Genomic DNA, 21,378 nt, shown 5'->3' on the forward strand with positions numbered 1-21,378 from the left:
CCAACAAAATAAATTAAAAACATGAGTGTAATTATTAATGTTCACGCTAGACAGATTTTAGATTCACGTGGTAACCCAACTGTAGAAGTAGACGTGATTACCGAAAACGGTGTTTTAGGAAGAGCAGCTGTTCCTTCGGGAGCATCTACAGGAGAACATGAAGCTGTAGAACTACGAGATGGTGGTGCAGCATATATGGGTAAAGGAGTTCTTAAGGCTGTCGAAAATGTAAATACAATAATTACTGAGGAGTTATTAGGATATTCTGTATTTGATCAAAATTTATTAGATCAAACTATGATCCAATTAGATGGCACTTCTAACAAATCAAAACTTGGTGCTAATGCAATATTAGGAGTTTCGTTAGCAGCAGCAAAAGCAGCAGCAAACGAACTAGGTATGCCGCTATATCGTTATGTTGGAGGAGTAAGTGCTAATACGCTACCGGTACCAATGATGAATATTATCAATGGAGGTTCGCATAGTGATGCTCCAATAGCATTTCAGGAATTTATGGTTATGCCAGTAAAAGCCAAAAATTTTACACACGCAATGCAAATGGGGACCGAGATCTTTCATAACCTTAAAAAAGTATTGCATGACCGAGGTCTGAGTACTGCTGTAGGTGATGAAGGAGGGTTTGCTCCAGCATTAGATGGTACAGAAGATGCGTTGGATTCAATTGCTCTTGCAGTAGAGAAAGCTGGATACAAGTTTGGTGATGAAATAATGGTTGCGCTAGACTGTGCAGCAGCAGAGTTTTTTGTTGATGGTAAATATGACTATACAAAATTTGAAGGCGATACAGGAGTAATACGAACCAGTGAAGAGCAAGCAGATTATCTTGCTGAACTAGCTTCAAAATACCCGATTATCTCTATAGAAGATGGTATGGATGAGAACGATTGGGAAGGATGGAAATATCTTACAGATAAGGTAGGAGATAAAGTTCAATTGGTTGGCGATGATTTGTTTGTTACTAATGTGGAACGACTTTCAAGAGGAATTGAAAATGGTATCGCCAATTCAATACTGATTAAAGTTAATCAAATAGGAACGCTTACCGAGACTATTGCAGCAGTAAATATGGCACATAATGCTGGGTATACCTCTGTTATGTCACATCGCTCTGGAGAAACAGAAGATAATACTATTGCTGATCTGGCAGTTGCCTTAAATACAGGGCAAATCAAAACAGGATCCGCTTCTCGTAGTGATAGAATGGCAAAATACAATCAATTACTTCGTATTGAAGAAGAGCTAGGAAGTATTGCGTATTTTCCAAAAGAAAATGCGTTTAAGGTAAAGTAACAAAGGTTATAAATAGAATATAAAGCGACTATCTAAATTAGGTAGTCGCTTTGTTTTTTATATAATTTTGAAAATGAGTTGTAAGGGTGAAAATGATCTTACGATTAATACTATGTTAACACTATATTTCGTAATTTAGCGATCCTACAATAATAGCAAAATTCTAAAATAATCAAATGTCAAAAATAGCAACGTTAGAAATCGACGGTAATAAATATGAGTTTCCAATAATAGAAGGAACAGAGAAAGAATTAGGAATTGATATTAAAACACTTAGAGGAGCAACTGGAGGGGTTACAACCATTGATCCTGGGTATAAAAATACCGGAAGTTGTGAGAGTGGTATTACATTTCTTGATGGAGAAAAAGGAATTTTAAGATACCGAGGATATTCTATTGAAGAATTGGCAGAAAAAGCAGATTTTTTAGAAGTTGCTTATTTATTGATTTTTGGGGAGCTACCTACAAAAGTAGAATTAGAAAAATTTGATAGCGATATAAAAGAAGAATCTCATGTCGATGAGGATATGAAGAAAATCCTTGATGGATTTCCTAAAAGTGCACATCCAATGGGAGTGTTGTCTTCTTTGACTAGCGCATTGATCGCTTTTAATCCAGGATCGGTAGATGTTGATTCTGAAGAAGAAATGTATAATGCTATTGTAAAAATATTAGCAAAATTCCCAGTACTTGCGGCCTGGACAATGAGGAAAAGAAAAAGTCTTCCGTTAGATTATGGAGATAACTCATTAGGATATGTAGAGAATTTACATAAAATGATGTTTGCCAGACCTAATAAGGCTTATGAACCAAATAAACTTGTATATGATGCTTTGGATAAATTGCTAATCCTTCATGCAGATCATGAGCAAAACTGTTCTACATCTACTGTTAGAATCGTAGGATCTTCTCATGCTGGATTGTTTGCATCATTATCAGCAGGAATGTCTGCATTATGGGGTCCACTTCATGGGGGAGCAAACCAGGCAGTTATAGAAATGCTTGAAGCAATCAAAGCAGATGGAGGAGATACGGCTAAGTATATTGCTAAAGCTAAAGATAAGAGTGACCCTTTCCGTTTAATGGGATTTGGTCATAGAGTATATAAAAATTTTGATCCAAGAGCTAATATTATCAAAAAATCGGCAGAAGAAGTACTAGGAGATTTAGGTATTGAAGATCCGGTTCTTGATATTGCCAAAGGATTGGCGAAAGTAGCTCTGGAAGATGAATACTTTGTACAAAGAAAACTATATCCTAATGTAGATTTTTACTCAGGTATTATTTATAGAGCTTTAGGTATACCAACAGAAATGTTTACTGTGATGTTTGCTTTAGGGAGGTTGCCTGGATGGATAGCTCAATGGAAAGAGATGAGACTTCGTAAAGAACCAATCGGAAGACCAAGACAAATATATGTTGGTGAAAACTACAGACCTTTTGTGAAAGTAGAAAATAGATAAGCATTAGATATACAAATAAAAAAGCCTTACATTATAATCAATAGTAGTAAGGCTTTTTTATTTTATCTTTATACCATCTCTAACAAGAGATAAGTTATTAAAATGAGTTCGATAAAATAGATTGAATAATGATGTTTTAATTGTAGAATATTTCTGAAAGCGATTAAAAACAGTAGCATAAGTAATGAAAGAAATTAAATTAGTTAAAAATAGATCAGATATTGGCGCAGGAACAAGAGGTTCTGATCTGGGAGTTGATGCAATTGAAATTGCAGCTATTAATAAAAATGATGATTATTTTAACCTGTATTCCTATGAAAATGTGGAAACAGAAAATGAAACTATATACAATAAAGTAAACAACTCATTCGCTAAGCGAATAGGTAGTGTGCTTAACGTGTGTACTCGATTAAGTGATAGCGTGTCAAGAAACCTTAAAAAAGATATATACCCGATTGTGTTATCGGGAGATCATTCATCAGCCTTGGGTACAATTAGTGGAGTAAAAGCAGCTTTTCCGAACAAAACGTTAGGAGTGGTGTGGATAGATGCTCATGCCGATGTACATTCACCGTATACATCACCATCAGGAAATATTCATGGCATGCCATTGGCAGCAGCGCTTTCTAATGATAATTTGAATTTTAAGATCAATGAGGTGTCAGAAGAGACAGCTGATTTGTGGAACAAGATGAAAAATATTGGCATTGAAGGGCAAAAAATTGAACATCAGAATATTGTGTATTTTGGAGTGAGAGATACAGAAGAACCAGAAGAAGGCGTAATTGCAGAAAATGGAATTAAAAATTATATGGTAGAAGAAATGCGCTACCGTGGATTTGAACAATGCCTTGAAGAAGCAATTCAAAGATTAGAATCCTGCGATATGATATATATATCTTTTGATGTTGATAGTATGGATTGTGATTTGATTTCTAAAGGAACAGGAACACCTGTTTCTAGAGGATTTGATATTAATGAGGCAATTCGTATTATTCAAGCATTTGTAAAAACAAAGAAAACAGTTTGTTTTGAAGTGGTAGAAGTTAACCCCACACTGGATAATAAAGGGAATAAAATGGCAGAAGCTGCTTTTGATGTATTAAAAGCGACAACAGCAACGATTACAGAAAAAATGATAAGCTAAATTTATTTGGAAAAACAGATAACCAATACCATAGTAATGATTCGTCCGATTCAATTTAGGATGAATGAACAAACTGCTGTAAATAATTATTATCAGGAAACTGCAGGTATAGATCCAAAAGCAGCTAATATCAAAGCTCAACAAGAATTTAATCAATTTGTAAAAGTATTAAGAGAAGCTGGAGTACAAGTAATTGTAATCGACGATGATCCTCAAAATGATACTCCTGACTCTATTTTTCCTAATAACTGGGTATCTTTTCATGCAAATGGAGATGTGGGATTATATCCAATGTTTGCAGTAAATAGGAGAAAAGAACGTAGACCCGAAGTTTTGGATCAAATAGAAGTTTCTGGTTTTGAAATAAATAATATTATAGATTATACCAGTGCTGAAGATGAAGAACTATTTCTTGAAGGTACTGGTAGTTTGGTGTTAGATAGGGTAAATAGAAAAGCATATTGCGCATTATCTCCTCGTGCAGATGAAGATTTGTTTATAGAGTTTTGTGAAGATTTTGAATACACACCTGTTATCTTCACCGCTTATCAAACTGTTAATGAAAAACGATTACCAATATATCATACCAATGTTATGATGGGAGTGGGAGAAACATTTGCAGTCATATGTTTGGAATCTATAGATGATAAAAAAGAACGCAAAAACCTTGTTAATCATTTAAAAGATGATGGTAAAGAGATTATTGCAATTACAGAAGATCAAGTAAACAACTTTGCGGGTAATATGCTCCAAGTTGTTGGTTTGGGAGATAAGCGTTATATTGTCATGTCATCCGCAGCATTTAAGAGCCTAACTAAAGATCAAATTGTCAAGATAGAAAAGCATTGCGCAATTCTTCATAGCGATCTGAATACAATTGAAACATTAGGTGGAGGGAGTGCACGTTGCATGATGGCAGAAGTTTTTCTTCCGAAAAGTTTGTAGTTCTATAAGCTGTAGTTAAAACTTCACTAGTAACTATAAATTACAAGAAATCAATTAAAGTATGCTTTCAAAAAAAACTAAATATGGCCTAAAGGCACTTACATATATTGCAAAAAAGAGGTGTGATGACCCCGTACTGATCTCAGAGATTGCATCTAATGAGAATATTTCTCAAAAGTTTTTAGAGAGCATTCTATTAACACTTAGAAAAACAGGTTTTTTAGGATCTAAAAAAGGAAAAGGAGGAGGATATTATTTGATTAAAGAGCCAGAAAATATCACAATGGCATCTGTAATTAGAGTTTTAGAAGGACCTATTGCTATGGTACCTTGTGTGAGCCTTAATTTCTATGAAAAATGCGACGATTGCCCCGATGAAGATAAGTGCGCGGTACATAGTGTTATGATTGAGGTGAGAGATAGTACGTTAAAAGTCCTGGAAAATAAAACTTTAGCAGATTTTGTCAAGTAATCACAAAGTGATCTTTAATTGCTGATTCTTTTGTATTTGTAAGGTCCTTTGATTTTACCCCATACTTGTTTTCCGCTGTTGTTATATCCTTTAGTCCATATAGATATTTTACCTTTACTAACCACATAGGTGCTCATGATATAATCAATATAATCAATATTGTTATTGCAAGATCCTTTACCTGTTTTACCAGAATATATTGTCGAAGTCTTTTTCTTGAAATATACTTGACATCCGGTTTTCATTTCCAGACTATCCAAAGTTAATCTATCAAAGAGTTCGGTTGAAGGTTTGCTAGGAAATTCAGGATTGTCTAAATCTGTGGTATGATCTTTTGTACTAATGATTTTGTAACTTGTGCTTTTAATAGTCGAGGAATCTAATCTCTCATAGTTTAATATAGTTTGATTGTATACGTAATGATCTCCTTTTGCATCTGATACTTCAGAATATATCCAATACCCAGGCTTGTCTTTCCAGATTCTAATATTAATTAAGTTAAGATGAGCGAAGCTAGAATCATTTTCAGCTTGTTCTTTGTTAGAAAATTCACCAATTAATAAAGCTACCAAATTGTGTAATTCAAGATCTTTTACAGGATTAGAATTACAGGATGAAAGTAATGTTGATAGAAAAATAATTAGTAAAAGTTGCCTCATATGATTGTTTTAATAAATATATAAAAACTACGAAAAAAAATGCAATTTATCGATAAAACTTAGCGTTTTATCCTAGTAAATTTGATTTAGCTATGCAATTTTGCAGATCAAAACTTCAAATGCAAAATAATAAATAGACATCATTTGTGTCATAAATAATCAATCTACCTATGCCGATACAAAAGGAAGGATGATTTCTAGATATGTTTTCTAATTTAACTCAGGGGGTTTTTGTGCGAGTTGTTGACTAGTGTTTTTTTATGTACAATATAATGAAATGATGTGAAAACACGTAGTATCGCTGTGTAATTTCTATTATCTTTGCAGCTTAATTTTTTAAGAAGATGAGTTTACAACAAACCATTTCAGAAAAAGTAAAAGAAGCGATACAACAATTGTATAGTGCTGATCTGGAATCTGTAGAATTACAAGCTACCCGAAAAGAGTTTGAGGGAGATGTTACCGTAGTGGTATTTCCTATGCTTCGTGTAGTAAAAGGAAATCCTGTGCAGATAGGAGAATCTATAGGTAAATATTTGATAGATAATGTAAAAGAAATTGACGCTTATAATGTGGTTAAAGGGTTTCTGAATTTAGTAATTTCGGATTCATATTACCTTAATTTTTTTGCAGAAATCAGAAATATTGAGCACTATGGTTTTGTAACCCCTTCAGAAGAGGGTAAGGCAATTATGGTAGAGTATTCCTCACCTAATACAAATAAACCTTTGCACTTAGGTCATGTAAGAAACAACCTTTTGGGGTATGCTGTAGCAGAGATTATCAAAGCTAGTGGTAAAAGAGTGTTTAAGACCCAAATCATTAATGACCGTGGTATACATATCTGTAAATCTATGTTGGCCTGGCAGAAATATGGTGACGGAAAAACACCAGAATCTACTGGGTTAAAAGGAGATAAATTAGTTGGAAATTATTATGTAAAATTTGATCAGGTTTATAAGGATCAAATTGCTCAATTAATTGCTGAGGGTAAAACAGAAGAGGACGCAAAAAAAGAAGCTTCAGTTATAGTAGAAGCTCAGGAAATGCTTCGTAAATGGGAAGCAGGGGATGAAGAAGTGGTGAAGCTATGGAAAATGATGAATGGTTGGGTGTATGAAGGTTTCGACCAGACGTATAAAACTTTGGGAGTAGATTTTGATAGTTATTATTATGAAAGTAATACATATCTTCTGGGTAAAGATAATATCGAAGAAGGGTTGGCTACGGGTGTATTTTTTAAAAAAGAAGATGGGTCGGTATGGTGTGATCTTACAGATGAAGGCCTTGATGAAAAAATAGTACTACGTAGTGATGGAACTGCAGTGTATATGACTCAGGATATAGGAACAGCCATACAACGTGTTAAGGATAATCCTGATATAGGAGGGATGATTTATACTGTGGGGAATGAGCAAGATTACCATTTTAAGGTGTTATTTTTAATTTTGAAAAAATTAGGATATGACTGGGCGCAATACTTGCATCATCTAAGTTACGGTATGGTCGATTTGCCTAGCGGTAAAATGAAAAGTAGAGAAGGAACCGTAGTAGATGCAGATGATTTAATTAATCAAATGGCAGTAACTGCAGGTGAGATTTCTAAAGATCTGGGTAAGTTAGATGGTTATACAGAAGATGAAAAAACAGAAATTTACCGTACTATTGGACTTGGGGCACTAAAATATTTTATTTTGAAAGTAGATCCCAAAAAACGTATTCTTTTTAATCCTGAAGAATCAGTAGATTTTCAAGGAAATACAGGGCCATTTATACAATATACCTATGCACGTATTCAAGCAATTCTACGCAAAGCAGATTTTGATTACAATAGCCCGATTGTCGATATAGCATTACATGAAAAGGAAAAAGAACTCATTAAACAATTAGAGCTTTATCCAGAAGTTATTCAAAATGCTGCAAATGAACTTAGTCCAGCTATAATAAGTAATTATACCTATGACCTGGTGAAGAGTTATAATTCGTTTTTTCAGAATGTATCTATATTTGGAGCAGACACAGATCAGGAAAAAGCATTTAGAGTTCAGATTTCTAGTTTGGTAGGTAACACTATTAAATCGGCATTTAAACTTTTAGGGATTAACGTGCCTAAACGAATGTAGTTTTTGATATAGGTGTAAGACCTTGAGGATCGATATTTTTTGAATAAAAAGGAGAAGAATATCGATTTTTTATTCCTTTTATCTAAATATGTAGTAAAAATCAATAGTAAAATACTAAATTAAATCATCTGTTTTTTTATTTTAGTAATATGAAGTGTCAAATATCAAGAGCAACTGACCAAGATTTACCGTTGATGCAACATTTGTTTTATCAAACGGTTATTACTTATGGTTCTATGGTATTTACAAAATCTGAAATCAAAATTTACTCTCGATTGGCCATAAACAAGGTATACTGGCAAAAGAAATTTAATAAAGACTTTATCTATAATGCTAAGCTAAATGGTGAAATCGTAGGTTCTTTTTCTATGGATTCAAAAGGAAATATTGAATATATATTTGTTCATATGAATTATCATGGACGAGGGATTGCTAGTGAGTTATATCGCACTATTGAAGAGATAGCGCAAAAAACAAATATAAAGACATTAACTACACAGGTGAATATGTTAACCCGTTCGTTTTTTCAGAAAAATGGCTTTGAAATTATAAAAAATGCTTCAAAAGTAGTTGGGGGAGAGGAAATAATAAGTTATAGTGGAGTAAAACATCTCTAAAACCAATATCAAAAATCAAATCGGATGTAAATTTTTAGTTCTACTTCTTCTAGAACACATTTTTCATGAATAATTTTGGCAGAATGCTTTTATTTTGAGGGAATTTTGAAAATAGATTCATGATTTAGATATATAAATGGTCTTCAGTTTTTTATAGTAAAATAATATGCAAAACCTTATGCAGATCTTGTTTTTAGTAAAAAAAATGCATGCGCTGCTATATTGTTTGATAGCGATTCTGTAATTCTATAATTCCATCCTTTATTTATACACTTCAAATCCTTAAATTTGCACCGATCTATCGATAAAGGTAGTGTTTTCAAAATACGAGAAAATATATGTTTGATAATTTAAGTGATAAGCTAGATAAGGCTTTACATATTCTAAAAGGTCACGGGCAGATAACAGAAGTAAATGTTGCAGAGACACTTAAAGAAGTACGAAGAGCATTAGTTGATGCCGATGTAAATTATAAAATTGCCAAAGAATTTACTGCAACTGTAAAAGAAAAAGCATTAGGTCAAAATGTTTTAAAAAGCCTTAAGCCAGGGCAGTTGATGGTAAAACTTGTTAAGGATGAACTGACAGAATTGATGGGTGGTGATGTTGTAGATATTGATTTATCTGGTAAGCCATCTGTTATTTTGATGTCGGGATTACAAGGTTCTGGTAAAACTACTTTTTCGGGAAAACTGGCTAATTTTCTTACCACCAAAAAAACTCAAAAACCACTTCTTGTTGCTTGTGATGTATATAGACCTGCAGCGATTGATCAGTTACATGTAGTTGGAGAACAGATTAATGTAGAGGTTTTTAGTGATAAAGGTAATAATGATCCGGTTGCTATCGCTAAGGCAGGGGTGGCACATGCAAAGGCAAATGGATTTAATGTGGTTATTATTGATACCGCTGGGCGTCTGGCAGTAGATGAAGTGATGATGACAGAGATTGCAAATATCCATAAAGCGGTTACTCCTAATGAAACCCTATTCGTTGTTGATTCTATGACAGGGCAGGATGCGGTTAATACTGCAAAAGCCTTTAATGATGTACTTAATTTTGATGGAGTGATCCTAACCAAACTGGATGGTGATACTCGAGGTGGAGCGGCAATATCTATAAAATCGGTTGTAAATAAACCTATTAAATTTATTGGTACCGGAGAGAAAATGGAAGCTATTGATGTGTTCTATCCTTCTCGTATGGCAGATCGTATTTTGGGAATGGGAGATGTTGTATCCCTGGTAGAACGTGCTCAAGAACAGTTTGATGAAGAAGAGGCAAGAAAACTACAAAAGAAAATTGCCAAAAATCAGTTTGGATTTGATGATTTCCTAAAACAAATTCAGCAGATTAAGAAAATGGGTAATATGAAGGATTTGATCGGAATGATACCAGGAGCAGGAAAAATGATGAAAAATATGGATATCGATGATGATGCGTTTAGACATATTGAGGCTATTATACATTCTATGACGCCAGAAGAACGATCAAAACCACAAATCATAAATTCTAGCAGAAAGAAACGTATTGGTAAAGGTTCGGGGACATCCATACAACAGGTGAATCAATTGCTAAAACAATTTGATCAGATGAGTAAGATGATGAAGATGATGCAAGGTGGTGGCGGAAAACGAATGATGCAGATGATGGGTAAAATGAAATAATTATAATTTTTTTGGAAATAACAGGTAATTTAGGCAAATGGAAATATTAGATGGAAAAAAAATAAGCAACGATATTAAAGATGAAATAGCTGTTGAGGTCCAAAAAATGAAAGAACGTGGTGAAAAAGTACCACATCTTGCAGCAGTTTTGGTAGGTAATGATGGTGCGAGTTTAACCTATGTGGGTAGTAAAGTTAGAGCCTGTGAACGAATAGGTTTTGAGTCTACTTTGGTTAAAATGCCTGATACTACCAGTGAAATAGAATTGTTGGCAAAGATCAAAGGGCTTAATGAAGATGATAATATCGATGGTTTTATAGTACAATTGCCACTACCTCCCCAAATTGATGAACAAAAAATACTCTTAGCTGTACACCCTGATAAGGATGTAGATGGTTTTCATCCTATGAATTTTGGAAAAATGGCATTAGAGATGCCAGCTTTTATTTCTGCTACTCCATTTGGTATTTTAGAATTATTAGAGCGCTACAATGTAGAGACCAAAGGAAAACATACAGTGGTAATTGGTAGAAGTCATATTGTGGGTAGGCCTATTAGTATCTTAATGGGAAGAAAAGGTTCTCCAGGTAATTCTACGGTTACATTAACCCATAGTCATACCAAAAATATTGAACAAATTATTGCTCAGGCAGATATTGTTATTTCTGCATTGGGAGTTCCGAATTTTTTAAAGGCGGAGATGGTGAAGGAAAATGCGGTTGTTATTGATGTTGGGATTACAAGGGTTTCTGATGAGTCTAACCCAAAGGGGTATAGGATTGTCGGGGATGTGGATTTTGAAAATGTAAGCAAAAAAGCATCTTTTATTACTCCTGTGCCTGGAGGAGTGGGGCCAATGACAATAGCGATGTTGCTTAAAAATACATTATTAGCAAGAGAAAGACACCGTAGTAATAAATAGGTATTGGTTGTTTAGATTTAAGAAGAGAGTAGTCAGTTTAAGTTTTTTTACAACAGTAAAGATCTATCAATACTTAGATTCTTTATTAAAAAGAGCTAACTTCGACCTAATTTTTCTGCATTATGTTTGAAATTCTTGATTTGGGAGCTTTTAATCACACTTGAGAATCCTTAGATCTTATTCACTAACTAATAACTAAAAAGCCTGTATATACGATCGTATATACAGGCTTTTTAGTTATGTAAGGATTTCCTTCTGAAAAAAACCTTACTGTATTTATATACAAACGCCAGAACTCAAAAAGTCCTGGCGTTTATTATATGTTACATTTATATTTTGGTGATTATAAAATGTATGTAATCGTATTCTTAGTCTTTGTTAAAGTCAGTTGCAGAGATATCATCTTTATTACCAGTGCTATATCCACCTCCACTAGGAAGAAGGTCTAACGCTAAATTATAAGAAGGAACGTTGATACCCTTAGAAGTTTTAACTGTGTTAAAATCTAAGATTTGTTGACTATGCTCATATAATGCATTCTTAGTAAAAGTTCCGAATTTTTTTCCATTCTTAGTAGTTTCTGCCCACTGCTTACCGTATGCAATTTTCAGGTAGTACTCTCCTTCGGGAACGTTTCTGATAAACTGAGTAGAATTTGAATTGATAAAAGTTACACGTACTAACTGATCATCAGCTTTGGTTTTACCCATTTTGTACATCTTAACAACTACCTCTGTGTTTTTTCCTACTTTAATTTTAAGGTAGTTATCTAGTTTGTAGTCAAACTTACCTTTAAAGTTAAATGATTTTGGAGTAGCACCAGACTTATATGTCTTTTTCTCCCAGCTAGAGTATTTATCCTCTCTAGATACTTCTATAGAAGCAGCTTTAGGAGAACTCGTATTTGAGCTAGAACCATAAGATGGTGTTGTAGATTCGATAGGGTTAGAGGCTACATTCGAACCTCTTGCAGCTCTTTTGTTAGCTTCTTCTACCGCTCTTCTTGTTTCTTCTGTATCTGCAAGAGCTCTTTGTGCAGCAACATCTTTTGATCGTTTTGCTGCTTCTGCATCGGCAATAGCTTTTGCAGCTGTTGCTTCTGCTTCTCTTTTTAGACGTTCTGCATTAGCAATTGCTCTTCTTGCTGCTTCTTCTGCAGCTTTTTTGGCAGCTTCTGCCTGTGCAATCGCTTGTGCCGCAGCTTGTTTTGCTGCTTCTCTTTTTGCTGCTGCTTCTTGAGCAGCTTTTTCTGCATCTGCAATTCGGCTATCCTCGGTTAATAGGCTACTAAGTACAAAACCGTTCATTTTCTTGAACTGTATTGCACTCCACTCTCCATAATTAGAGCTCATTACATACACCTGAGTTCCTTGAGGAACCTCGGCGATGGTATTAAATTGTAGACCTGGACCACTTCGAACTTCTAATTTATTAGAAGACATTAAGTATTGCCCATCCTGAGCATGAGCAGACGAGAAAGTAATCACCAAAAGCAGAATAAATGTAAAAATAGACTTCATATCGCTTGTTTTAAGTAGATTGGGTTATAATTCAAATTTAATATTACTATTTCTTTAATTAAAAACTTATAAAAAAACATAATTTACCGTCAAAAATCGATCTTCAAAAAAGATGCCAAAAATATTTTAGCTCTAATTTCTTCTTTTAAAACGTTCTAATGAACACCAAAAGAATTACAATTTTTTAAAGAACAATCTAATCTGTAATGGCTTGTTTTTCAATAAGTTAAGGTGTTTTTGCTCTAGCAAAACTTCAATACTTTCGATTAAAATACTGAAAAGAAAACCATTAAATCAGACTCAAAAGTAATGTTTTAATATGAAAAACACAACTTGTTTTCATTTTATTTCAATAAAAATAACAATTTATTTTCATCGTTTTGTGTTTTTCAACGATTTTTTTTGGCAATACAACCGATTTAATTATAATTTTTCAATAGCATTGTCGGTTTTGTAAGTCATGTATTAAAGATGTATATAAATGTGAAAAAACCTGATTTTATAGGGGTAAGGGCTATATTTGTTTTAACATAGGTTTAACACGTGGTTTGTGGGCCCTGGTAATATGTCTAAACCCGATCCTTAAATTAAAATGTAAGCAAACTCTAATGTTTCTCTTTAATAAGGTCAGGGAACTTCGCTTGAAATCTTTTTAATCTTGGGACAGATATATTGCGTATGTAGGGATTACCTGGGTTTCTTTTTTCATAATCCTGATGATAAGCTTCTCCTTTCCAGAATTTTTGAAACGGTAAAACTTCTGCCGCTATTCTTCTATTTAGTTTTTTACCTAATGTTTCTTTTTTGTCGTCGACTATTTTTTTCTGTTCTTCATTTTGATAAAAGATAATTGATCTGTATTGCGAACCATGATCTGGGCCTTGTCCGTTAACTTGTGTTGGATTTTGTGATCCAAAATATACATCTACCAAAGTCGAGAAAGAAACAGTTTTTGGGTCATAGATAATCTCTACGGCTTCTGCATGCCCTGTTCGCCCTGTATTGCTGGATTGATATGTTGGATTTGTAGTGTGGCCTCCTGAGTATCCAGAGATGGATTCTTTAACACCTTTTACGCTTTCATAAACAGCTTCGACACACCAAAAACATCCACTGGCAAAATAAGCTCTTTCTAAACCGTTTACAGGTTCAACTCTCACAGGAGTGATGTTTTCATTTTGCGTTACTTCTTTTTTGTTTTTAGTAGATTGACTATTGCTCTGGCAACTTGAAAATAATAAAACGGCACTCCATATTATATATAATATATTTTTCATAATAATTTAAGTTTTAATACTTGGTCAATTTCTTCTCAGAAAACTTTCAGTTAATTTATTAAAAATGATGAAAATTATATGATAAAGCAAAGGCGGCTTATCAATTTTGATAGCCGCCTTCATTATTTATTATAAATGTATTGTTATCCGTTCATCGAAATAAGGAACTCATCATTATTTCTTGTTTGCTTAAAGCGTTCATTAATGAACTCCATTGCTTCTACAGGATTCATGTCTGCAAGATATTTTCGCATTACCCACATTCTTTGAATAGTTGTTTCGTCTAGTAGGATGTCATCTCGACGAGTACTTGAGGATGTAAGATCAATAGCAGGGAAAATTCTACGGTTAGAGATTTTACGATCTAATTGTAGTTCCATATTACCAGTTCCTTTGAACTCTTCAAAGATTACCTCGTCCATTTTAGAACCTGTTTCTGTTAATGCTGTTGCGATAATAGTTAATGAACCTCCATTTTCTATGTTACGCGCAGCACCAAAGAAACGTTTTGGTTTGTGTAAAGCATTAGCATCTACACCACCACTTAATATTTTTCCACTAGCTGGTTGAACAGTGTTGTATGCTCTGGCTAGTCTTGTGATTGAGTCTAATAGGATTACTACATCATGACCACATTCGACCAATCTTTTTGCTTTTTCCAGTACGATGTTAGCTACTTTTACATGTTCGTTAGCTTCTTTGTCAAAAGTAGAGGCAATTACTTCTCCTTTTACATTACGTTGCATGTCGGTAACTTCTTCAGGTCTTTCATCTATAAGAAGAATCATTTGGTATACTTCAGGATGATTAGCAGCAATCGCATTGGCAACATCCTTAAGTAGCATTGTCTTACCGGTTTTAGGTTGTGATACTATCATACCACGTTGTCCTTTTCCGATAGGAGCAAATAAATCCATTATCCTGGTAGAAATTGTACTTTGTCTTTCTGCAATATTGAATTTTTCTTGCGGAAATAAAGGAGTCAAGTGTTCAAAAGAAACTCTATCACGAACTACTTGTGGGTCAAGACCATTAATTTTATTTACCTTAATAAGAGGAAAGTATTTTTCACCTTCTTTAGGAGGTCTTACTTGTCCTAATACTGTATCACCTGTTTTAAGTCCAAAAAGTCTGATTTGTGATTGTGATACATAGATATCATCTGGAGAAGAAAGGTAGTTGTAATCACTAGATCTTAAGAATCCATATCCATCTTGCATAATATCCAATACACCTTCACTTTCGATTATGGCATCAAACTCAAAATCTGGTTCTTTATACCGATTTCTGTTGTCGCGATTTCCGTTCTCTTTTTTATTAGAGTTGTTAGGATTGTTATTTCGAGACTTATTTTGTTGAGACTTATCATTACCTCTGTTTCGATTGTCCTTTTTATCATCTCTATTTTGATGAGGTTTATTTTTTTTATCGCTGCTTTCTTTCTCTTTAGAAACGGTTTCCGCTGAAGGAAGTGGTTTGGTCACTTCGCTTTTCTGTTCTTGAGGAGCTTTATTGTCTTTGTTGTCTTTTTTGGCAGGATTTGTAGGTCCGTCTGGTTTGCGAGCACGAGGTCTTCTTTGACGAACATTGGGTTTTGGTTTTTCAGAATCTGTTTTTTCTGAAGTATCCTCAGCTACCACTTGCTTTACCTTGTTAGGATTTGTGGCTTGATAATCTAGTATTTGATATACTAGATCTAATTTTTTTAAGGTACGAAACTTCGGTACATTAAGGTTTTTTGCAATTTCTTGCAATTCAGGAAGCTTTTTTGCTTTTAATTCGGAAATCTCTAACATTTATATTTGTTATATAATTTTACGTTTTAGGTATAAATTTTCTAAAGAAGAAATCTAGGAAAATTTTATTTTCGAAGGTAAGTAACCTTAGTTGAGAAGGTTACAGGTTTTGTGCTGCAAGTATACGACTTTATTTTTATTTTTTACACATATTTATAAAAAGAAACTCTTATTTTTGCTTTTCTCTAAGGAAAAAAAATTAATGTTACAACGAATTCAAACCATATACCTTTTATTAGCTGCTGCAGTTTCTGGAGGGCTTTGTATGTATTTACCATATGGGATAGATGCTAATGGTGTAGAACTTTATGCTAAGGGAGAATTATTTCTTTTAGGAATGTTTTTGGGATCAGCAGCTTTGTCTCTGATTTCGATTTTTTTATTTAAAAATAGAAAGCTTCAATTTGTATTGGGGCGTATCAATATCTTATTAAACTTTATTTTACTAGGAGTATTTGTTTATTGGTCACTAACGGTATCTGGAGAGACTCAGGTTTCAGAGAAAGGTATTGGGATGATCATTCCTGTTATTTCTATCGTTTTATTAGTAATAGCCAATAAGGCTATTAAGAAGGATGAGAATCTTGTAAAATCTGTAGATCGATTACGATAAACCTAAAATCTTAGTAGTATTAGTGCGTTAAGACCCGGAGTATGCCAACTCCGGGTTTTATTTTTTTCCTAATTCGATCACTTCTAGATTTTCGATATTACCAGAATTCAAAGTAAATCTTAACATTGTTCTTACTTTATGAAACCCATGTTTGCCTGCAGCTCCGGGATTCATATGTAACACTCCGTTTTTTTTATCGGGTATTACTTTTAGAATATGTGAATGGCCACAGATAAATAGTTGAGGAGGGTTTGATTTGATCTCATCTCTGGTGTTAATGTTATATTTAGGAGGATATCCTCCTATGTGAGTGATCCATACAGAAACTCCCTCGCAATCAAATCTTTGGTGTAAAGGGTAAGTGGTCCGAGCTTTATCGTCATCAATATTTCCATATACCGCTCTAAGAGGTTTTAGAGCTTCAATAGTATCGGTAACTTTAAGGTCCCCGATATCTCCGGCATGCCAGATTTCGTCTGCTTCATTAACATAATGCAATATGCGGGAATCAATATAACTATGGGTGTCGCTAAGTAAAAGTATTTTTTTCAAAGTTGAATAATAAAATTGAGTTATCGCACGATAGAAAAACAGGAAGTAAACCATAACTTCTATCTCTGTTTTATAAAGTATATTTGCGCTTAGTTTTTATGCAAAAATAGAATATTGCTTTTGAAATAAGCTACAGAATCTAAGTAAAGAAACGGTATTGAAAATAATAGATACGAGTAGAATGAAATATTTTTTAGAACTTTCATATAACGGAACTCCATATCATGGGTGGCAACGGCAGCCTAATGCAATTTCTGTACAGGAAGTTCTTGAGGGTTCATTATCTACTATTTTAAGAAATAAAATAGATGTAGTTGGAGCAGGAAGAACAGATGCTGGTGTTCATGCAAAACAAATTATGGCTCATTTTGAATGCGAGGATATATTAGATCCAGATCAATTCAAATATAAACTTAATGCAATTTTACCAGCAGAAATTGCAATTCAGAATATACATCATGTGCAAGAAAATGCCCATGCCCGGTTTGATGCGGTAAGTAGGTCATATGAATACCATGTTACTTTAATAAAAGACCCTTTTAGTATTCATAAATCTTATTATTTAAAGAAACCATTGGATGTGGATTTGATGAATGAAGCTGCTAAATTACTGTTAAACTATGCTAATTTTAAATGCTTTAGTAAGTCCAAAACCGATGTAAAAACGTATAATTGTACAATCACAAATGCTACTTGGGAAAATCATGGTAATCAATTAGTTTTTAAGATTTCGGCCAATCGTTTTCTTAGAAATATGGTGAGAGCAATTGTGGGAACACTTATCGAGATTGGAGAACATAAATTAAATAATGAGGATTTAATAGCTATTATTAAAAGTGAAGATCGTGGTCAGGCTGGATATTCGGTTCCTGCTCATGGACTTTACTTAACAGCTGTAGAATATCCTAATGATATATATAATATAGATGGCAGAAAAGAGTGGTAAAGCTTTTGATTTTAAACTTTTCAGACGGTTGATTACATATACTAATCCTTACCGGCTGACTTTTTATTTTGTTGGTTTTTCAGCTATTTTATTAGCTATTTTGTCAATTGTTAACCCTTATTTGCTTAGAGAAACAATAGATAGGACTATTATTCCTCAGGATGGAGAACTATTGATTTATTTCATTTGTCTGATGCTGGGAGTTTTGTTCCTGGATGTGATTACCCAATTCTTATTTATCTATTTTGCTAACTGGTTAGGACAAGAAGTAATTCGAGATATTAGAGTTAAGTTGTTTGAACATATGCTTGGCTTTAAAAAACAATATTATGACCGGTCTTCAGTCGGTAGATTGGTTACCAGAGCTGTAAGTGATATCGAAACTATAGCCAGTATTTTTAGCCAGGGATTGTTTATGATTATGAGTGATCTGTTAAAAATGCTAGCAATTCTATGCTATATGTTGTATCAGAGTTGGCAACTTGCATTACTGGTATTTGTTGTATTGCCCTTAGTTGTCTATGCAACAAGAATTTTTCAAAAGAAAATGAAAGTGGCTTTTGAGGAAGTGAGAACGCAAGTTTCTAATCTTAATTCATTTGTGCAGGAACGAATTACCGGAATGAAGATTGTTCAATTATTTACAAGAGAAGAAACCGAATACTCCAATTTTAAAGAAATTAACGAGAAGCATAAAAAAGGTTGGGTAAAAACAGTTTGGTATAACTCTATATTTTTTCCTATTGCAGAGATGTCTAGTTCTGTAACTATAGGGTTAATAGTTTGGTTCGGAGGACTTAAGGCTGCACAAGGAGATGAGATCACCCTAGGGTTGGTTATCGCATTTATCCAGCTCTCTCAAATCTTGTTTAGACCATTGCGACAGATAGCAGATAAATTCAATACACTGCAAATGGGAATGGTAGCTGCTAATCGTGTTTTTGCCATTCTGGATACAGATTCTAAAATTGAGAATAACGGAGAGCAGTTATTAGAAAAGATAAGAGGTAAAATTACATTTGATGATGTGCGATTTAGTTATGTTGAAAACGAAGAAGTATTAAAAGGAATCTCTTTTAATGTTGAAGTAGGGGAGACAGTAGCAATAGTAGGAGCTACAGGAGCAGGAAAATCTACAATTATTAATTTACTTAGTAGGTTTTATGAAATAGATAGTGGAGTAATTTCTATTGATGATACCGATATTAAAACTATTGAGTTAAAGTCATTACGAAGCCATATTGCAGTGGTGCTTCAAGATGTGTTTTTGTTTGCAGATACTATTTTTAATAATATCACTTTAAATAATGGAGATATTTTGGAAGAACAGGTATATCAAGCTGCAAAAGAGATAGGAATTCATGATTTTATTATGAGTCTTCCGGATGGGTATAACTATAATGTAAAAGAAAGAGGGGCTATGCTTTCTTCGGGACAACGACAGCTTATTTCTTTTTTAAGAGCCTATGTTACTAATCCAGGTATTTTGGTATTAGATGAAGCTACATCATCGATAGATTCGCATAGTGAACAACTAATTCAGAACGCAACAAACAAGATTACCAAAGGAAGAACTTCTATTGTTATTGCTCATCGATTGGCAACCATTAAAAAGGCAGATAAAATTATTGTAATGGATCAAGGTAAGATCGTAGAACAAGGTAACCATAATGAATTACTTCAAATAGAAAATGGGTATTATAGAAATTTATACGAGGTGCAATTCGCTAATGTGATCGAATAAACAGTTTGTTGCTTTTACTTGGTAGGGATTTCTATGGCTCCCGATAGAATCATTATTATAACGACTACTAATCCTGTAATCATATACAGTATTCCACCATAGATAAGAAACAGTAGTGTTTTGATCAGGATTTTCTTCAAGCTAATTTGATAAAGTCTCTTTAAAACATAAGCCATGTAAAATATGTACACTGGAAATTGCACCATACCTACAAACATAAAGTTATCTACCATAAATGTTAATGGGAGTAAAATTAATGTCATGGTTCCCACAATATGGGAGTAGGCGTATAGATAGATTACAAAATGCTCTGTTAGATTATATTTTTTATAATTCAAAAAAACTAGCCGGGATAATAAAGCTAATAGCGGAATCATTAAAAAACTTAATATAGATTGATACTGAAAAGTAGTGTCAAAGATTGAACTTTGCATTTGAGCTTGTTGTTCAGAAAAACCACTAAACGACATAATTTCCTTTAACCTATCTTTTACTAAAAAAGCATAGATTCCTGTGATTGTTATCGTAATGGCAAAATATCCAAAAGCATTTACATAACGTTTTCTAAGTCCATGGATATAACCATTAATTACTTCTTCTGGTTTTGTGAATAAATGAATAAATGTTTTGATGAATGAATTGTCCAGATTAAGAAAACGATCAACAAATTCTGAAATCAAATTTTTAAAAGTAATTCGTTTTGTAATCTTTTTTGCACCGCAATCAGGGCAAAAATTATGAGTTTCAATTTGTTGTCCACAATTTTTGCAGTTGGTAATACTAATTAAATTATTCATTAAACTAAATCCCTTTTTATTTTATCTATTAATTCTTCTTCTGTTTTAAATATCACAAATTCCCCGTTTTTGATATATGATAATTTGCCAGTCTCCTCACTTACTACAAGAGCTAAAGCATCTGTTTTCTCACTAATACCTACAGCTGCACGATGCCTTAGTCCAAAACGTAAAGGCATATTAGTATCGTTGGTAACTGGTAGGATGACTCGTGTTGCTACTATACTATTATCTTCTATTATCATTGCTCCATCATGAAGAGGGCTGTTTTTATAAAAAATACTTTCGATTATAGGAGTATTTACAAGGACATCCATAGGATCTCCAGAGGTTTTAACGAAGTCCAAAGATGTATTTCTTTTAATAATAATAAGTGCCCCGGTATGAGTTTTTGCCATTTCACTACAGGCCGTTACGATAGCAGTAATATTGGTAACACTATCTTCTGGTGCATCTCTAATAAATTTTAATTGCCTTAGAAATTTACGTCTTCTTCCAAAATTAGTAGAACCAATCATTAAAAGGAATTTTCGTATTTCTTGCTGAAAAACTACAATTAGAGCAAACATTCCGACACCAATAAATTCACCCAGAACGCTACTTAACATCTCCATGGCAAGGAACTGTGTGAGTTTCCATACCAGGTAAATCATAACTATTCCTATAAAAATATTGATAGCCGCAGTACCTTTAACTAACTTATAGATATAGTACAATAAGAAGGCAACAAGTACAATATCAAGTATGTCTAATATTCTTAGGTTTATTAAATCCAAATGTCTGGTGTTTTTGTAAAAATAGAAAAAT

The 21,378-nt window shown here is 33.5% G+C and carries 19 protein-coding genes; 12 read left to right on the forward strand and 7 right to left on the reverse strand.

All coding sequences use genetic code 11. From position 1 onward, the window contains the following. Nucleotides 1-21: 21 nt before the first annotated feature. From eno to DG435_RS15265, 5 genes are all read left to right on the forward strand, one after another. Complete coding sequence (gene eno, locus DG435_RS15245) at nt 22-1,311, forward strand: phosphopyruvate hydratase (RefSeq protein ID WP_106793098.1); 1,290 nt, start codon at nt 22-24, stop codon at nt 1,309-1,311. 176 nt (nt 1,312-1,487) lie between these two features. Continuing rightward, the gene (locus DG435_RS15250) at nt 1,488-2,774 is read left to right on the forward strand and encodes a citrate synthase (RefSeq protein ID WP_106793097.1); all 1,287 of its coding nucleotides are present in this window, start codon (nt 1,488-1,490) and stop codon (nt 2,772-2,774) included. Between the two features lie 184 nt (nt 2,775-2,958). Then, nucleotides 2,959-3,921 (forward strand): arginase, encoded by a 963-nt coding sequence (locus tag DG435_RS15255; RefSeq protein ID WP_106793096.1) that lies wholly within the window; start codon nt 2,959-2,961, stop codon nt 3,919-3,921. Between the two features lie 36 nt (nt 3,922-3,957). Continuing rightward, complete coding sequence (gene ctlX, locus DG435_RS15260; protein WP_106793095.1) at nt 3,958-4,866, forward strand: citrulline utilization hydrolase CtlX; 909 nt, start codon at nt 3,958-3,960, stop codon at nt 4,864-4,866. Between the two features lie 61 nt (nt 4,867-4,927). Next, the gene (locus tag DG435_RS15265) at nt 4,928-5,338 is read left to right on the forward strand and encodes an Rrf2 family transcriptional regulator (protein ID WP_024770849.1); all 411 of its coding nucleotides are present in this window, start codon (nt 4,928-4,930) and stop codon (nt 5,336-5,338) included. Nucleotides 5,339-5,352: 14 nt separating this feature from the next. Here the strand turns inward: DG435_RS15265 and DG435_RS15270 are convergent, their stop codons facing one another. Next, the gene (locus tag DG435_RS15270; protein WP_106793094.1) at nt 5,353-5,997 is read right to left on the reverse strand and encodes a chromophore lyase CpcT/CpeT; all 645 of its coding nucleotides are present in this window, start codon (nt 5,995-5,997) and stop codon (nt 5,353-5,355) included. 344 nt (nt 5,998-6,341) lie between these two features. On the opposite strand from DG435_RS15270, the gene argS reads away from it, so the two are divergent. The 4 genes from argS (at nt 6,342) to DG435_RS15290 (ending at nt 11,326) form a co-directional block, all read left to right on the forward strand. Then, nucleotides 6,342-8,120, forward strand: a complete 1,779-nt coding sequence (gene argS, locus DG435_RS15275; RefSeq protein ID WP_106793093.1) for an arginine--tRNA ligase — start codon at nt 6,342-6,344, stop codon at nt 8,118-8,120. Between the two features lie 149 nt (nt 8,121-8,269). Further along, on the forward strand, nt 8,270-8,737 hold the full coding sequence (locus tag DG435_RS15280) for a GNAT family N-acetyltransferase (protein ID WP_106793092.1): 468 nt from the start codon (nt 8,270-8,272) through the stop codon (nt 8,735-8,737). A 338-nt stretch (nt 8,738-9,075) separates the two neighbouring features. After that, entirely contained in the window at nt 9,076-10,404 is a 1,329-nt protein-coding gene (gene ffh, locus DG435_RS15285) for a signal recognition particle protein (protein ID WP_106793091.1), read from the forward strand. A gap of 37 nt (nt 10,405-10,441) precedes the next feature. Next, nucleotides 10,442-11,326: a bifunctional 5,10-methylenetetrahydrofolate dehydrogenase/5,10-methenyltetrahydrofolate cyclohydrolase gene (locus DG435_RS15290; protein WP_106793090.1), complete on the forward strand. Its 885-nt coding sequence runs from the start codon at nt 10,442-10,444 to the stop codon at nt 11,324-11,326. Between the two features lie 368 nt (nt 11,327-11,694). Here DG435_RS15290 and DG435_RS15295 read toward each other — a convergent pair whose 3' ends face one another. The 3 genes from DG435_RS15295 to rho all read right to left on the reverse strand — a co-directional run bounded on the left by DG435_RS15295 (nt 11,695) and on the right by rho (nt 15,919). Further along, a complete protein-coding gene (locus tag DG435_RS15295; RefSeq protein WP_106793089.1) occupies nt 11,695-12,846 on the reverse strand; it encodes an SH3 domain-containing protein in 1,152 nt (383 codons plus the stop codon). A gap of 605 nt (nt 12,847-13,451) precedes the next feature. Then, a complete protein-coding gene (gene msrA / locus DG435_RS15300) occupies nt 13,452-14,123 on the reverse strand; it encodes a peptide-methionine (S)-S-oxide reductase MsrA (RefSeq protein WP_106793088.1) in 672 nt (223 codons plus the stop codon). A gap of 143 nt (nt 14,124-14,266) precedes the next feature. After that, nucleotides 14,267-15,919 carry a transcription termination factor Rho gene (rho, locus tag DG435_RS15305; protein WP_106793087.1) on the reverse strand — a complete coding sequence of 551 codons (1,653 nt, stop codon included), beginning with the start codon at nt 15,917-15,919 and terminating at the stop codon, nt 14,267-14,269. A gap of 202 nt (nt 15,920-16,121) precedes the next feature. Between rho and DG435_RS15310 the strand changes: the two genes are divergently transcribed. Beyond that, on the forward strand, nt 16,122-16,532 hold the full coding sequence (locus tag DG435_RS15310) for a DUF4293 domain-containing protein (RefSeq protein ID WP_106793086.1): 411 nt from the start codon (nt 16,122-16,124) through the stop codon (nt 16,530-16,532). A gap of 57 nt (nt 16,533-16,589) precedes the next feature. Here DG435_RS15310 and DG435_RS15315 read toward each other — a convergent pair whose 3' ends face one another. After that, nucleotides 16,590-17,084, reverse strand: coding sequence for a metallophosphoesterase (locus DG435_RS15315; protein ID WP_106793085.1), 495 nt, complete (start codon nt 17,082-17,084; stop codon nt 16,590-16,592). Nucleotides 17,085-17,265: 181 nt separating this feature from the next. Here DG435_RS15315 and truA point away from each other — a divergent pair, with 181 nt between their 5' ends. Continuing rightward, nucleotides 17,266-18,030, forward strand: coding sequence for a tRNA pseudouridine(38-40) synthase TruA (gene truA / locus DG435_RS15320; protein ID WP_106793084.1), 765 nt, complete (start codon nt 17,266-17,268; stop codon nt 18,028-18,030). Continuing rightward, nucleotides 18,011-19,774: an ABC transporter ATP-binding protein gene (locus DG435_RS15325; protein ID WP_106793083.1), complete on the forward strand. Its 1,764-nt coding sequence runs from the start codon at nt 18,011-18,013 to the stop codon at nt 19,772-19,774. The genes truA and DG435_RS15325 overlap by 20 nt, the downstream gene beginning before the upstream one ends. A gap of 14 nt (nt 19,775-19,788) precedes the next feature. On the opposite strand, the gene DG435_RS15330 is transcribed toward DG435_RS15325, so the two are convergent. Both DG435_RS15330 and cdaA read right to left on the reverse strand, forming a co-directional pair. After that, nucleotides 19,789-20,571 (reverse strand): DUF3667 domain-containing protein, encoded by a 783-nt coding sequence (locus DG435_RS15330; RefSeq protein WP_106793082.1) that lies wholly within the window; start codon nt 20,569-20,571, stop codon nt 19,789-19,791. Beyond that, nucleotides 20,571-21,347, reverse strand: coding sequence for a diadenylate cyclase CdaA (gene cdaA / locus DG435_RS15335; protein WP_106793081.1), 777 nt, complete (start codon nt 21,345-21,347; stop codon nt 20,571-20,573). Before cdaA ends, DG435_RS15330 begins: the two co-directional genes overlap by 1 nt. Between the last annotated feature and the right edge of the window lie 31 nt (nt 21,348-21,378).

Origin of the sequence: Aquimarina sp. Aq78 (assembly GCF_900299525.1) — a bacterium.
In the GTDB taxonomy this organism is placed as follows: Bacteria; Bacteroidota; Bacteroidia; order Flavobacteriales; family Flavobacteriaceae; genus Aquimarina.

What these genes read in the sequence shown, in the direction of transcription:
- DG435_RS15290 (WP_106793090.1), top strand. Translation starts at nt 10,442, where the DNA reads ATGGAAATATTAGATGGAAAAAAAATAAGCAACGATATTAAAGATGAA.
- rho (WP_106793087.1), bottom strand. Translation starts at nt 15,919, where the DNA reads ATGTTAGAGATTTCCGAATTAAAAGCAAAAAAGCTTCCTGAATTGCAA.
- DG435_RS15325 (WP_106793083.1), top strand. Translation starts at nt 18,011, where the DNA reads ATGGCAGAAAAGAGTGGTAAAGCTTTTGATTTTAAACTTTTCAGACGG.
- DG435_RS15310 (WP_106793086.1), top strand. Translation starts at nt 16,122, where the DNA reads ATGTTACAACGAATTCAAACCATATACCTTTTATTAGCTGCTGCAGTT.
- msrA (WP_106793088.1), bottom strand. Translation starts at nt 14,123, where the DNA reads ATGAAAAATATATTATATATAATATGGAGTGCCGTTTTATTATTTTCA.
- DG435_RS15280 (WP_106793092.1), top strand. Translation starts at nt 8,270, where the DNA reads ATGAAGTGTCAAATATCAAGAGCAACTGACCAAGATTTACCGTTGATG.
- ctlX (WP_106793095.1), top strand. Translation starts at nt 3,958, where the DNA reads ATGATTCGTCCGATTCAATTTAGGATGAATGAACAAACTGCTGTAAAT.
- DG435_RS15255 (WP_106793096.1), top strand. Translation starts at nt 2,959, where the DNA reads ATGAAAGAAATTAAATTAGTTAAAAATAGATCAGATATTGGCGCAGGA.
- DG435_RS15250 (WP_106793097.1), top strand. Translation starts at nt 1,488, where the DNA reads ATGTCAAAAATAGCAACGTTAGAAATCGACGGTAATAAATATGAGTTT.
- DG435_RS15330 (WP_106793082.1), bottom strand. Translation starts at nt 20,571, where the DNA reads ATGAATAATTTAATTAGTATTACCAACTGCAAAAATTGTGGACAACAA.
- truA (WP_106793084.1), top strand. Translation starts at nt 17,266, where the DNA reads ATGAAATATTTTTTAGAACTTTCATATAACGGAACTCCATATCATGGG.
- DG435_RS15295 (WP_106793089.1), bottom strand. Translation starts at nt 12,846, where the DNA reads ATGAAGTCTATTTTTACATTTATTCTGCTTTTGGTGATTACTTTCTCG.
- DG435_RS15270 (WP_106793094.1), bottom strand. Translation starts at nt 5,997, where the DNA reads ATGAGGCAACTTTTACTAATTATTTTTCTATCAACATTACTTTCATCC.
- argS (WP_106793093.1), top strand. Translation starts at nt 6,342, where the DNA reads ATGAGTTTACAACAAACCATTTCAGAAAAAGTAAAAGAAGCGATACAA.
- ffh (WP_106793091.1), top strand. Translation starts at nt 9,076, where the DNA reads ATGTTTGATAATTTAAGTGATAAGCTAGATAAGGCTTTACATATTCTA.
- DG435_RS15265 (WP_024770849.1), top strand. Translation starts at nt 4,928, where the DNA reads ATGCTTTCAAAAAAAACTAAATATGGCCTAAAGGCACTTACATATATT.
- eno (WP_106793098.1), top strand. Translation starts at nt 22, where the DNA reads ATGAGTGTAATTATTAATGTTCACGCTAGACAGATTTTAGATTCACGT.